At 40.7% G+C, this 14,099-nt stretch carries 9 protein-coding genes and 1 pseudogene; 1 reads left to right on the top strand and 9 read right to left on the bottom strand.

Going from position 1 to position 14,099, the window contains the following annotated elements; translation table 11 throughout:
* Positions 1–11: 11 nt before the first annotated feature.
* On the bottom strand, positions 12–1,316 hold the full coding sequence (eno, locus tag D7D53_RS03980; RefSeq protein WP_000022813.1) for a surface-displayed alpha-enolase: 1,305 nt from the start codon (positions 1,314–1,316) through the stop codon (positions 12–14).
* 163 nt (positions 1,317–1,479) lie between these two features.
* Here eno and D7D53_RS03975 point away from each other — a divergent pair, with 163 nt between their 5' ends.
* Entirely contained in the window at positions 1,480–1,926 is a 447-nt protein-coding gene (locus D7D53_RS03975) for a DUF1694 domain-containing protein (RefSeq protein WP_120770207.1), read from the top strand.
* Here D7D53_RS03975 and D7D53_RS03970 read toward each other — a convergent pair.
* The 8 genes and pseudogenes from D7D53_RS03970 to ligA form a co-directional block, all read right to left on the bottom strand.
* A pseudogene (locus D7D53_RS03970) lies at positions 1,923–3,034 on the bottom strand (glycerate kinase). The gene D7D53_RS03975 and the pseudogene D7D53_RS03970 overlap by 4 nt on opposite strands.
* Positions 3,035–3,042: 8 nt before the next feature.
* On the bottom strand, positions 3,043–3,687 hold the full coding sequence (gene serB, locus D7D53_RS03965; protein ID WP_120770206.1) for a phosphoserine phosphatase SerB: 645 nt from the start codon (positions 3,685–3,687) through the stop codon (positions 3,043–3,045).
* 58 nt (positions 3,688–3,745) lie between these two features.
* Positions 3,746–5,179: a glycogen synthase GlgA gene (gene glgA, locus D7D53_RS03960; protein ID WP_050253056.1), complete on the bottom strand. Its 1,434-nt coding sequence runs from the start codon at positions 5,177–5,179 to the stop codon at positions 3,746–3,748.
* The gene (gene glgD / locus D7D53_RS03955) at positions 5,176–6,315 is read right to left on the bottom strand and encodes a glucose-1-phosphate adenylyltransferase subunit GlgD (protein WP_120770205.1); all 1,140 of its coding nucleotides are present in this window, start codon (positions 6,313–6,315) and stop codon (positions 5,176–5,178) included. Before glgD ends, glgA begins: the two co-directional genes overlap by 4 nt.
* Positions 6,305–7,447, bottom strand: coding sequence for a glucose-1-phosphate adenylyltransferase (locus tag D7D53_RS03950; protein WP_020902830.1), 1,143 nt, complete (start codon positions 7,445–7,447; stop codon positions 6,305–6,307). The genes glgD and D7D53_RS03950 overlap by 11 nt, the downstream gene beginning before the upstream one ends.
* A complete protein-coding gene (gene glgB, locus D7D53_RS03945; RefSeq protein ID WP_120770204.1) occupies positions 7,437–9,365 on the bottom strand; it encodes a 1,4-alpha-glucan branching protein GlgB in 1,929 nt (642 codons plus the stop codon). Before glgB ends, D7D53_RS03950 begins: the two co-directional genes overlap by 11 nt.
* Positions 9,366–9,677: 312 nt before the next feature.
* A complete protein-coding gene (pulA, locus tag D7D53_RS03940; RefSeq protein ID WP_120770203.1) occupies positions 9,678–11,957 on the bottom strand; it encodes a type I pullulanase in 2,280 nt (759 codons plus the stop codon).
* A 117-nt stretch (positions 11,958–12,074) separates the two neighbouring features.
* Entirely contained in the window at positions 12,075–14,033 is a 1,959-nt protein-coding gene (ligA, locus tag D7D53_RS03935) for an NAD-dependent DNA ligase LigA (protein ID WP_120770202.1), read from the bottom strand.
* Between the last annotated feature and the right edge of the window lie 66 nt (positions 14,034–14,099).

Below are 14,099 nucleotides of genomic sequence, written 5' to 3'. Positions count from 1 at the left end.
TCATAAAGAGATTATTTTTTCAAGTTGTAAAATGATTTCAATCCACGGTATTCTGCTACTTCACCAAGTTGGTCTTCGATGCGAAGCAATTGGTTGTATTTAGCGATACGGTCTGTACGTGAAAGTGAGCCAGTCTTGATTTGTCCTGCGTTAGTTGCAACTGCGATGTCAGCGATTGTTGAATCTTCAGTTTCACCTGAACGGTGTGATACAACGGCAGTGTAACCAGCTTCTTTAGCCATTTCGATAGCTTCAAAAGTTTCAGTAAGTGTACCGATTTGGTTAACTTTGATAAGGATTGAGTTAGCAGCACCTTCTTGGATACCACGTGCAAGGTAGTCAGTGTTTGTTACGAAGAAGTCGTCACCAACAAGTTGTACTTTCTTACCAAGACGTTCAGTAAGAGCTTTCCAACCATCCCAGTCGTTTTCATCCATACCATCTTCGATAGTGATGATTGGGTATTTGTTAACCAATTCTTCAAGGTAGTCGATTTGTTCTGCAGATGTACGAACAGCAGCGCCTTCACCTTCAAATTTAGTGTAGTCGTAGACTTTGCGTTCTTTATCGTAGAATTCTGATGAAGCACAGTCAAATCCGATAAATACGTCCTTACCTGGAACATATCCAGCAGCTTCGATCGCAGCAAGGATAGTTTCAACACCGTCTTCAGTTCCTTCGAAACGAGGAGCGAATCCACCTTCGTCACCTACGGCAGTTTCCAAACCACGTGATTTAAGGATTTTCTTAAGAGCGTGGAAGATTTCAGCACCGTAACGAAGAGCTTCTTTAAATGTTGGCGCACCAACTGGCAAGATCATGAACTCTTGGAAAGCGATTGGAGCGTCAGAGTGAGAACCACCGTTGATGATGTTCATCATTGGAGTTGGAAGAACTTTAGTGTTGAATCCACCAAGGTAGCTGTAAAGTGGGATTTCAAGGTAGTCAGCAGCAGCACGAGCTACAGCGATAGACACACCAAGGATTGCGTTAGCGCCCAATTTACCTTTGTTAGGAGTACCGTCAAGAGCGATCATAGCACGGTCGATAGCTTGTTGATCACGTACATCGTAGCCAATGATAGCTTCAGCAATGATGTTGTTTACGTTGTCAACAGCTTTTTGTGTACCAAGACCACCGTAACGAGATTTGTCACCGTCGCGAAGTTCAACTGCTTCGTGTTCACCAGTAGAAGCTCCTGATGGAACCATACCACGTCCGAAAGCACCTGATTCAGTGTAAACTTCTACTTCAAGTGTTGGGTTACCGCGTGAGTCTAGGACTTCGCGAGCGTAAACATCAGTAATAATTGACATTTTTTACTCTCCTTATGAGTTAATTTTTTTACACCTCTATAATACCTTAAAAGCCCTCCTTTTTCAAGAAAAAACGTTATCTTTGTGCAAATTTTCCTTAACTTTATAAAGTAATCGCTTTCTTTTGTCTGTTTTATTCTAACTTTTATGATATACTGTTTTCATGACAGATTTATCAAAACAATTACTTGAAAAAGCTCATGGTGGAGCAAAATTAAATCCAGATGAGCAAAGACGCTATCTTGGTACCTTTGAGGAAAGAGTTCTTGGGTATGCAGATATTGACACAGCAAATAGCCCTCAGTTAGAAAAAGGTTTTTTATCTATTTTAGAAAACCTTCAGGAAAAAGCAGAGCCACTATTTGTAAAGATTTCTCCAACTATCGAATTTGACAAGCAAGTTTTCTACTTAAAGGAAGCTAAAGAAACTGATAGTCAAGCTACCATTGTATCAGAAGAGCATACTTCTTCTCCTTTTGGCCTGATTATTCATAGTAATGCACCAGTTCAAGTAGAAGAAAAGAACCTTCGACTTGCTTTTGCAAAACTTTGGGAAGTTAAAAAGGAAGAACCAGCCAAAACATCCTTATGGAAGAAATGGTTTGGCTAAATCATGCGCATATTTAATAAATGCCCGATATTGGCAGCCGTGTGCTCCAAATAGAGACTGGCATTTTTCAAACTATCTTCTAGAGGTTCACTTTTCTCCAAAATAGAAAAGGCAGCTTGAATATTTTCAAATGGTAGGGAAGGTAAATCCTCAGCAAGACTACCGCAAATAGCAATAACAGGAACTCCGACAGGGTTTTTTTTGCAACACATATAGGCGCTTTCCCAGCAAAGCTTTGACAATCTAGTCTTCCTTCTCCAACAATAACCAAGTCAGCATCTGAAACTTTCTTATCAAAGTTGATCAGGTTCAAGCAGGTATCAATTCCCGACACGATATTTGCCTGAGTAAAGGCACACAAACCAGCAGCAATGCCTCCACCAGCTCCTGCTCCTTTAATTTGCAATGTTGCTGGTGAAACTTTTTTATAAAAATCTTGGATTGCCTGATCTACGACTGCAAACATAGTAGGTTGTAGGCCTTTTTGTTTGCCAAAAGTGTAAGTCGCACCTTGAGGACCACATAAGGGACTCACGACATCTGCTAAAATATGAATTTGAACACCTTCAGGAATTTCATAGAGATTTTCTGTTGAAACAGAAGCTAAGTTTAGTAAGTGACCGCATGCAGGCAAGACATTTCCATCCCTATCATAAAATCGATAACCTAAACCAGCAGCAATCCCAATACCTCCATCATTACTGGACGTGCCACCAACGCCGATATAGATATCTTTAATCCCTTGAGCAATGAGATGACGAATCAACTCTCCAATACCACAAGTTTGGATTTGAAGTGGATTTCGTTTCTCTAGCGGAATCTTTCCAAGGCCAACCAAGTCGGCAACTTCAAATAGCGCCAGTCCCCCTTTTTGAAAATAGCGCATGGCTTCTTTTTGTCCAAAAGGTCCTGTCACTTTGATCCATTTTTCTTCAAGGTCAATAGAATGCCGAATAGCATCTACTGTACCTTCGCCACCATCACCAACAGGGCAGAGAAAACATTCTATATCTGCTATCGATTGTTGGAAGCCTCTTTTAATAGCTTCAGCCACCTCTTCAGCGCTCAAGCTTTCCTTAAATGAATCTGGTGCAATTATAATCTTCATACTTTCCATCATTCTAAAAAATCAATCAAAGGAAGAACTTCTAAAAAATCCCTCTTGTCAACATGATTCGGTATTTCTTTTTTGAGCACTTCTTTGGCACAAAAGGCGATTCCAAGTCCCGCTGACTTCAACATTAATAAATCATTAGCCCCATCACCGATTGCAACCGTTCTATCTTTAGAAAGTTTTAGTTCCTCTCTCCATTGTTCCAGAGTCTCTTCTTTGACCTGGGGACTGATAATTTGTCCAATCAATTTTCCTGTTAAATGACCGTCTTTATCTTCAAGTTGGTTGGCAGAGAAATAGGCAATACCAAGTGATTTCGCTAATCTCGCAACTATTGGTGTAAATCCACCGGACACCAGACCAACTGGGATGCCATTCTTTTGGAGAATAGAGATAAATTCTTGAACATTTGGCGTTAGATGAATAGAATTGAAGACTTTATCAAATACCGAAATAGGAAGGCCTTCCAAGAAGGACACTCTTTTTCTTAAACTGCTTTCAAAGTCTAACTCTCCTCTCATTGCCCGACTTGTAATCTGCGAAATTTCCTCCTCACAGCCTGCCTCTCTTCCCAAAAGATCAATTACTTCTTCTAGGATTAAGGTTCCATCAACATCCATAACACACAAACCTTTTACTTGAGACATCAGTTCTCCTCTCTAAACAGCCCAAAAATCGTATGAAGTCATCATACGATTTTATCTATTAATTAACTAAACTATGGTACAAGTCAAGGTATGACTTGCAGGCTGTATCCCATGAGAAGTCACACTCCATAGCTTGTTTTTGTAGGTTTCTCCAAATGTCTGGATGGTTTCTATACAAGTCCAAAGCTGTTTGGAAAGTCCAATTTAACCAATAAGGTGATAGATTGTCAAAGCTAAAACCAGTACCGCTTCCTTCGATTGGATTGAAAGCGCGAACGGTATCTCGTAAACCACCAACTTCATGAACCAATGGCAAGGTTCCGTAACGCATAGCCATCATTTGAGACAAGCCACATGGTTCAAAACGACTTGGCATGAGAAAGAGGTCACAAGCAGCGTAGATTTCTTGAGCTAGTTTGACATCAAAAGTGATATTTGCTGATAGCTTATCTGGATAGATTTGAGCAAACCATGAGAAAGCACCCTCAAAGGCTGGATCTCCAGTTCCCAAAAGAACAATCTGAACATCATTTTGCAAGATATGGTGAAGACTTTCGACCACCACATCAAAACCTTTTTGGCGTGTCAAACGAGAAACAATTCCCACCAGTGGAACGTCAGCTCTAACTGGCAAGCCAACTCTCTCTTGTAATTTTGCCTTATTCTGGGCTTTTCCAGACAAATCTTCCTGATTGAAATGATAGTCTAAAAGGGCATCCGTCTGAGGATTATAAAGGTCAGCATCAATTCCATTCACGATACCAGAAACTTTACCAGACTCCATCCTAAGAATCTGATCCAAGTTACATCCGAATTGGCTAGTCATAATTTCATGAGCATAACTAGGTGAAACAGTTGATACACGGTCTGCGTAAAGAATACCAGCCTTCATCCAGTTCAGACAGTTGTTCCAGCGAAGGGTCCCATCTGCATAACGTTCAAAGCCAACTCCAAACAAATCCCATAACATTCCTTCTGAGAATTGTCCTTGGAATTCCAAATTATGAATGGTTAAAACAGTTTTAATACCTTGATAGGCTTGAATCCAACGGTATTTTTCCTTTAACAAGAAAGGAATCATAGCTGTATGGTAGTCATGAACATGGAGAAGGTCAGGGATAAAGTCAATTCTTTCCATGGCCTCAATGGCAGCAAGTTGGAAGAAAGCAAAGCGTTCTCCGTCATCAAAATCACCGTAAACATGACCGCGGAAGAAATAATATTGGTTGTCAATGAAGTAGAAGGTTACACCATTTAATACTGTTTTCTTAATTCCACAATACTGTCTGCGCCAACCAACACTCACCTCAAAATGAAGAACATCTTCAATCTGATTTCCAAATTTAGCCTCTACCATGTCATAGTAGGGTAAAATTACGGCAACTTCATGTCCCGCTTTTACTAGTGATTTAGGAAGAGCGCCAATGACGTCTCCCAAACCACCTGTTTTTGAAAAGGGTGCACCCTCAGCTGCTACAAATAAAATTTTCATGAATGAATATCCTCTGTTACTTTGCTACCTTTCTTAACGACGACTGGATGTTCTGCAGTTCCTCGAATCACAACGCCATCCGCAACTTCAACACCCTTGTCCAAGATAGCATATTCTACCTGAGCACCTTCTCCAATAACAACACGAGGGAATAAGATGCTATCTTTAACCAAGCTATCCTTATGCACATGAATATTACGTGATAAAACAGAATTAGCCACTTGACCTTCAATAATACTACCAGAGGCAAACTGAGAAGTGCTTACCTTAGATGTATTAGCATAATAAGTTGGCTCTTCGTTTTTGACCTTTGTATAAATCTTTTGGTTTGGTGAGAAGAGAGAGTAGAATTTTTGTGATTCAAGCATATCTTTGTTAGCTTTGTAATAAGACTCTACAGAATGAATATTTGCCAGATAACCTGTGTACTCGTAGGCAAAAGCTCCTTCTTTGGCAGCTAAATCACGTAAAACATAGCGCAACTTCTCTGGATGTTCTTTCTTAGCCTCTTCTTCCAAGCGTTCAATCAACCACGGTGTATCAACGACAAAGATATCTGTCGACATATTGTAAACTTCATCTGATGATTTACTATCAAAGAGTTTATGAGAACGAACATGGTCTGTTTCATCTACTTCCAAGATTGCGTTTACTTCTGAAATATCTTTTTTAGGCAATTTTTTATAAACTACAGTGATTGGCCCCTTATTTGCACTGTGTAGGTGGAATACTTGGTTCAGATCAATATTAATCAAAACATCACAGTTAAGTGATACTGTTTGGTTTGAGCCGGAACGTTTCAAATAAGTAAGAAGCTGTTGGTAGTATTCTTTTCCAACTGTACTACTTTCCACACGGGTATTGTAAATACCTAGATAGTAGTGGCTAAGAAGAGTTGACAATCCCCACTCACGCCCTGAACGGATATGGTCAAAGACTGAACTGATATTGTCTTGTTGGAAAATACCAAAAATACTACGGACACCAGCATTAGCAAGACTTGAAAGCGGGAAGTCAATCAAGCGATATTTACCACCAAATGGCAAACTAGCTACTGGACGGTGGTCTGTCAGTGTTGACATATCATGAAAACCAACTGTGTTTCCTAAAATGGCAGAATATTTATCAATCTTCATCTGTTGCTACCCCCACTACTTCATCATATCCTACAACTTGTACTTCTTCTGTTCCATCGATTTCGACACCGTCAGAAATAACTGCACCTTCACCAATAATGGCACGTTTGATTTTAGCTCCCTGACCAACAATTGCACCACTCATGATAACTGAATCTACTACTTCTGCTCCTTCGCGAACTTGCGCACCTGTTGAGAGGATAGAATGTTTAACAGTTCCATCTACAAAACAGCCATCAACAACCAAGGAATCTTCCACGTGAGCATTTGCCCCAAGGAAGTTTGGTGGTGAAATTAAGTTTCTTGAGTAAATCTTCCATTGACGGTTACGGCTGTCCAAGGCATTTTCTGGAGAAATGTACTCCATGTTCGCTTCCCAAAGCGATTCAATCGTACCAACGTCTTTCCAGTAACCATTAAATTCGTAGGCATAGACACTTTCACCTGACTCAAGGTAATTTGGAATGACATTCTTACCAAAGTCTGACATATCGACATTGCTCTTTTCAGCAGCAACTAGCATATTGCGAAGGCGTTGCCAATCAAAGATATAGATTCCCATAGAAGCTTTGGTCGATTTAGGTTGAGCTGGCTTTTCTTCAAATTCAACAATACGGTTATTTGCATCTGTGTTCATGATACCAAAACGGCTTGCTTCTTTCAGTGGAACATCTAGAACGGCTACTGTCAAACTGGCATTATTATCCTTGTGAGACTGGAGCATATCATCATAGTCCATTTTATAGATATGGTCCCCAGACAGAATCAAAACATACTCTGGGTTAACACTGTCGATATAGTCGATATTTTGGTAAATAGCGTGACTAGTCCCTTCAAACCAACGATTTCCTTCACTTGCAGAATAAGGTTGAAGAATTGAGACACCAGAATTGATACCATCTAGTCCCCAGCTTGAACCGTTCCCAATATGATTGTTAAGAGCAAGTGGTTGGTACTGTGTAATGACTCCAACATTGTTGATGCCTGAGTTAGCACAGTTTGAAAGAGCAAAGTCAATGATACGGTAGCGCCCACCAAATTGCACAGCTGGTTTTGCGATGCTTTGAGTGAGTTTACCGAGACGAGTTCCTTGCCCACCAGCAAGAATCAAAGCTAACATTTCATTCTTCATTTTCTACTCCTTTTTGTTTTTTACTTGTGTCGGTTTTAGTAGGTTTCAAGCGACGCTTGATTTTCCATATACTTGCTCCCATAGCCGGTAAAGTAAAGGTCAAGGTCTGCTCATAATCTTTCCATAGTCCTTCTTGCGTTTGCACAGTTTGATTATGTTCTTTCCAAACGCCTCCCCACTCTTCTAACTCAGTATTCCAGACTTCTTCGTAAATCCCTGCAACAGGAAGTCCGATTGTAAAATCTTTTCGTTCAACAGGTGCCATATTAAAGACACAGACTAACATATCATCCTTCTTCCCCTTACGGATGAAGGAAAGAACACTCTGGTCTCGATTATCTGCATCAATGATTTCAATACCATCATAGCTAGTATCAATTTCCCACAGACAGCGGTGGTCTTTGTAAAACTGGTTTAGCTGAGAAGTGAAATACTTCATCTTAGCATTCATTGGATCTTCTAGGTTAGACCATTCCAACTGTTCTTCAGATTTCCATTCTAGGAATTGACCGTATTCGCTACCCATGAACAGTAATTTCTTACCAGGGTGACAAATTTGGTAAGTGTAGAGATTGCGTAAACCAGCAAATTGGTTGTATCGATCTCCCCACATCTTGTGCATCATACTCTTCTTGCCATGAACCACTTCATCGTGTGAAAATGGTAGGAGATAATTCTCCTTGAAGACGTACATAAAGCTGAAAGTCACCAGGTTAAAGTCATATTTACGATAAATCGGATCTTCTTCATAGAAACGGAGGATATCATTCATCCAACCCATATTCCATTTGTAGTCAAATCCTAGACCATCTGAATCCTTAGTGTCAGTAATCTGAGTAGCTGATGAACTTTCCTCAGCTATCATCATAACGTCTGGATGAGCTTGTTTAATCACATCATTCAAGCGTTGAAGGAAATAATAACCCTCATAGTTGAGATTGCCACCATCTTTATTAGGTGTCCATGGAGCATTATCGTAGTCAAGATAGAGCATATTGCTAACCGCATCCACGCGAATACCATCTAAATGATAAAAATCAATCCAGAACTTAATACTAGAAATCAAGAAGGACTGGACTTCATTTTTCCCAAGGTCAAAATTGAGCGCGCCCCAACCGTAGTTATGAGCCTTATTATGGTCTTGGTACTCAAAAGTCGGTGTTCCATCATAATAAGCTAAGGCATCATCATTAATGGTGAAGTGACCAGGTACCCAGTCTACAATAACCCCAATATTGTTTAAGTGACATTCCTCAACAAAATCTTGAAACTCTTCAGGGCGACCATAGGCATGCTCTAAAGCGAAGTAACCCATAAGCTGATAGCCCCAACTCAAACCGAGTGGGTGGGACATCAAAGGCATAAACTCGATGTGAGTATAGTTCATCTCAACCAAGTAAGGAATAAGTTCATCTTTCAATTGAGCAAAACTATAGGGGCTACCATCAGGATTTCTCTTCCAAGAGCCAGCATGAGCCTCGTAAATATTGACAGGACGCTCTTCAAAGCTCAAGCGTTTTCTACGGGCTAGCCAGAGACCATCCTTCCATTTCTTTTCTGGAATATCTGTTAAAATAGCCCCAGTCCCAGGTCGTGCCTCATATCGAACAGCCAAAGGGTCAATCTTCATCAGCTGATGACCATTTGCACGCGTGATATGGTACTTATAAATTTGGCCTTCTTGAGCAAGACTGGTAAAGACTTCCCAGACTCCAAATTCATTCCGTTCCATCAGAATTTGATGTTCAACCCAATTGGTGAAATCCCCTACCAAGTGAACAGCCTGAGCATTAGGCGCCCACACACGAAAAGTATAGCCATACTCTCCATTTTTTTCTTCCCTATGTGCTCCCAGATAGTGCTGGAGGTGAAAATTTTCACCTGTCTTAAAGGTTTCTAAAGCTTGTTTCTTATCCATACACCCTCCTATTTCTGTAAGCGTTTTCTATAGATTTATTATACTACCTTTTTAGGGAAGATTCAAGTAAATTACGGAATTTGCTAAAAATTCTTTTGAAAGTCTTCAACAAATTCACTGATGTGTTCACTTGTAAATCAAGAAATTTTCAGAAACGCTTTGAAAACGAATTGTTTTTTATAATACTATCATAAAGTTCGTTATTTAGCTAACAAAAATATAATTTTAAGTAAAAAAATAAATCAGGAAACGAATCTCCTGATTTTATTAACAGATAAAGCACCACAAATGAATTTAAATTGTAAATCTATTCTACAAAACTTTAAAGACGCTGGCACTGACGCCACCAACCATGTCTTTATCACTTAAATGGCTATTGGTCACCAATAGTTCTAGATTTCCAGCATTTTCAAACTGGAAGTCTTGCCCTTTAGCATTAAATACAACCAGTAAATGTTCTTCCCCTTGAATCTCATAGGCAATCCAACCACTATGTTCGTTGGCTGAATGAACAAAAACATGATGGTAAATCTCATCATAAGTTGGGTAAGAAAAGGCACTGCTTTCTGTCTTCAATCGAATCATCTGACGGATAAACGCAATACTATCTTGACGCTCATTAATCAAATCCCAGTTCACTTGGTTCACACTGTCAGGAGCATTATAGCTATTCATAGCACGTTCTCTATCATCATGGGTCAGTTCACCATTTTCACCAGTCGCAACCAGTTTGGTACGACCAAATTCTTGACCGATTTCCATAAAGGCCATCCCTTGCATGAGTAGATTCATGGCTGTGGCAGTTTCGACTTTGCGCATGATTTGCTCTGAACTTTGGTCTGGATGTAGGGTTGCCAACAAATCGTGAAGATTGTAATTGTCATGGGCTTCTACATAGTTAAGCACTTGATTTGGATGTGTATAGGTTCCTAATTCACGACTGCCTAGGATTGCTTTGGCAAGAATTGGCTCTGTAGCAGCACCACTAACAAATCCTGACTTGATAGCACCATAAACTTCTCCACCTTTGACAGCATCACGCTGATTGTCGTTAAAGAAACCGATATTTGGCATCTGGTAGGCATTGTCCTTCTTAGCCTTATCATAAGGTGCAAGACCTGTTCCCATATCCCAACCTTCTCCATAAAGGATAATGTTAGGGTCAATTTCATCCAAGCTCTGACGAATCATCTGCATAGTCTTGACATCATGAATCCCCATCAAATCAAAACGGAAGCCGTCAATATTGTATTCCTGCACCCAGTATAGGAGGGAATCAATCATATACTTGCGGAACATTTCATGTTCGCTGGCTGTTTCATTTCCAACACCCGTTCCATTCTGGAAAGTACCGTCTGGATTCATACGATAATAGTAATCAGGGACAGTTGTTTGGAAAGGTGCATCAACAACTGAGAAAGTATGGTTATAAACCACATCCATAATGACACCAATACCCGCATCGTGATAGGCTTGAACCATGGTCTTCAAATCACGAATGACCTGTGCTGGATCCTCTGGATTAGTTGAAAGGCTCGTTTCTGGTGCGTTATAGTTTTGTGGGTCATAACCCCAGTTGTAGGTTACATTCCCATCTGCATCATACTCTTTATGACGATCTGCAATTGGTTGCAATTGAACATAATTGAAGCCCAGCTTCTTGATGTAATCAAAAGCAGTTGACTGACCGTACTGGTTAACAGTTCCAGACTGAGCAGCACCCAAGAAAGTTCCTCGAAGATGTTCATCCACACCTGAAGTCAGTGATTTGGTCAAATCACGAATGTGCATTTCACAAATAACTGCCTTACATGGATTAGCCAAGCGCCAAGTAGCCTCCGAACCGTGCTTGACCTCAAAGTTTTCAACTTGCTTTTCTTCATGACTCAGAATAGCTGAACGTTTGCCATCGGGACTGGTCGCGATTGTGTATGGGTCGCGTGTCAGTGTTTGGTGATGGGGGAATTGAACTTGATACTGATAAGCCTTGCCAGTCAAATCTTCCTCAACATCCAAACTCCAGACACCGATTGTATTGTCCTTATGATTATAAGAGTAGCTATTGCCTCTTTCCATATCAAAAGTTTTCCAAACAGGTGCGTCATTAGCAGCTGATTCATAAACGACTATCTGCACTTCTGTCGCTGTTGGAGCCCAAAGAGAAAAATGAGCTTGATTATCCTCTACACGGCACCCCAATTCCCCTTGGTAACCCCAATGATGGTCAAAACTAGCACTGTTAATGGCCTTATCAAAGGCAAAAGGATTTTGATCTTTATAGAAGGGACTTGCAATAGCAGGATTTTCAGAATAATAAATTCTATCATCTCCTTCCAAAATCCAAACCTCTGTTAAGAGGGGATAGTGATTAAAACGGATAGCATATTCCTTACTAGTTTGGCCTGTGTGAACCACAAAATTTAGGCTTTCTAAGGCATGGGAACTTGGATGTTCAAAACTGAATAAGGCACCAAAATAATCTTCTTTATAGGTCAGCAAATCAATTCGCTGGTCTTGACTTTTTACAAAAGAGCAGGTGTCGTATTCTCCATTCTTGCGATGGTAATGAATGCGCATAGGATAGTTATACATTGTTTATTTTTCCTTTTTACTTCTATTTTCTTTCTATTTCACTAATAAATTCTTTACCGATTTTGTCCTGATTAACAAGCATTGTCATACTGTCTAAACTCTGTTTTTAAAAGATCATTACAGACTTTCTAGCCATGCTTCATCTCGAACTTCGATACCAAGTTCTTGTGCTTTTTGCAGTTTGCTTCCAGCATCTGCTCCTGCAACGACGAGGTCGGTCTTTTTAGAAACACTGCCTGTTACCTTAGCACCCAGACTTTCGAGTTTACTTTTAGCTTCTGAGCGCTTGAGACGTTCCAATTTTCCAGTCAATACAACGGTCAAACCTGACAAGGCCGCATCTGCCACTACAGTTTGACCTTTATAGTCCAGATTGACCCCAGCTTCTCTCAATTCTCTGAGGAGAATTTCAGAGCCTTCTGTCGCAAAATAAGTCTGAAGACTCTTGGCAATCACACCACCCAGACTCTCAATACTAGCCACTTCCTCTGGATCTGCCTGGGCCAGATTTTCAATTGAATGAAAATGTTGAAGTAACAACTGACTGGCCTTGCTTCCTACATGGCGAATTCCCAAACCAAATAAGAGCTTCTCGGCAGAATTTTCCTTAGATGCTTGGATGGCCTGATACAGTTTAGAAGCAGACTTTTCCTTAACACCTTCTAAAAGGAGGAAATCTTCTTCTTTCAAATGGTAAATATCTGCCACATCCTTGACTAGATCTGCAGCAAAGAGTTTCTCAACGATAGATGGACCAAGACCTGTAATATTCATAGCATCACGAGAAGCAAAGTGAATCAAACCTTCCATGATTTGGGCAGGACAACGTGGATTGATACAACGGAGGGCCACTTCATCTTCAAAGTGCAACAAATCAGAATCACAACTTGGACAGTTTGTAGGGATATCTAGTTTTTCTTCAGAAACCCGTTTGGACTCTACCACACGTAAAACAGCAGGGATGATGTCCCCAGCCTTATAGACGATAACCGTGTCGTCTTTACGGATATCTTTTTCAGCAATATAATCCACATTGTGCAGGGTCGCACGGCTAACAGTTGTTCCAGCTAGTTGTACTGGTGTTAGATTCGCAGTTGGGGTTACAACACCCGTACGGCCAACTGTCCAATCAACTGATAAGAGTTTAGCTTCTTTTTCCTCAGCAGGAAACTTGTAGGCTACTGCCCACTTTGGAGCCTTAACGGTAAAACCAAGTTCTTCTTGACCTACTAGGTCGTTGACCTTGATTACCACTCCATCAATATCGTAAGGCAGATTGTCCCGTTCTTGTCCTACTTCTTGGATGAAATTCCATATCTCATCCATGCTTTCAGCTAAGATTCGCTTAGGATTAACCACAAAACCGAGTTGTTCAAGGTGCTTCAACACCTTTTCTTGGCTATCACGAGTTGAAGGGCTAGCTTCTTGATAGAGAAAGGTAGCAAGATTGCGCTTGGCAACTACTGCTGTATCCAACTGACGCAAGGTTCCTGCCGCCGCATTACGAGGATTGGCAAATTCAGGCTCTCCATTTTTTTGACGAGCTTGGTTGACCTGGTCAAAAGAAGCGCGTGGCATGTAACATTCCCCACGAACTGTGATATCTAGTTCTTCTGGCAAGGTCAAAGGAATGTCCTTAACACGCTTGAGGTTTTCCGTGATATTCTCCCCAACAGAACCATCTCCACGCGTTGCCCCAGCAACTAAAATCCCCTTTTCATAAGTCAGCGAGATAGACAAGCCATCTATTTTCAGCTCACAAATATAGGTTGGATGAGGCACTTCCTTACGAACACGCGCATCAAAAGCTTCAAGCTCCTCACGTGAAAAAGCATCCTGCAAGCTGTAAAGAGGATACTGATGACTGTATTTTTCAAAACCATCTAAAACCTTACCACCAACACGATGGGTCGGACTGTCTGCTAGCACTTGATCTGGATAGGCAGTTTCTAACTCAACCAACTCTCGGTAAAGGCGATCATACTCACTGTCTGAAACCGAGGGATTATCGCTGGTATAGTACTCAGTCGCATAGCGATTGAGCAAGGCGACTAACTCATTCATTCTTTTATTCATAAAACCATTTTACCATAAAGTAAGCCCTCCTCACAAACGAGAAGGGCGGAAAAAACACTTAGATTG

Source organism: Streptococcus gwangjuense, from assembly GCF_003627155.1.
Lineage (GTDB): Bacteria > Bacillota > Bacilli > Lactobacillales > Streptococcaceae > Streptococcus > Streptococcus gwangjuensis.
Note: the sequence above shows the minus strand (reverse complement) of the source record. Positions and strands in the feature narration are given on the sequence as shown.

What these genes read in the sequence shown, in the direction of transcription:
- eno (WP_000022813.1), bottom strand. Translation starts at nt 1,316, where the DNA reads ATGTCAATTATTACTGATGTTTACGCTCGCGAAGTCCTAGACTCACGC.
- D7D53_RS03975 (WP_120770207.1), top strand. Translation starts at nt 1,480, where the DNA reads ATGACAGATTTATCAAAACAATTACTTGAAAAAGCTCATGGTGGAGCA.
- serB (WP_120770206.1), bottom strand. Translation starts at nt 3,687, where the DNA reads ATGTCTCAAGTAAAAGGTTTGTGTGTTATGGATGTTGATGGAACCTTA.
- glgA (WP_050253056.1), bottom strand. Translation starts at nt 5,179, where the DNA reads ATGAAAATTTTATTTGTAGCAGCTGAGGGTGCACCCTTTTCAAAAACA.
- glgD (WP_120770205.1), bottom strand. Translation starts at nt 6,315, where the DNA reads ATGAAGATTGATAAATATTCTGCCATTTTAGGAAACACAGTTGGTTTT.
- D7D53_RS03950 (WP_020902830.1), bottom strand. Translation starts at nt 7,447, where the DNA reads ATGAAGAATGAAATGTTAGCTTTGATTCTTGCTGGTGGGCAAGGAACT.
- glgB (WP_120770204.1), bottom strand. Translation starts at nt 9,365, where the DNA reads ATGGATAAGAAACAAGCTTTAGAAACCTTTAAGACAGGTGAAAATTTT.
- pulA (WP_120770203.1), bottom strand. Translation starts at nt 11,957, where the DNA reads ATGTATAACTATCCTATGCGCATTCATTACCATCGCAAGAATGGAGAA.
- ligA (WP_120770202.1), bottom strand. Translation starts at nt 14,033, where the DNA reads ATGAATAAAAGAATGAATGAGTTAGTCGCCTTGCTCAATCGCTATGCG.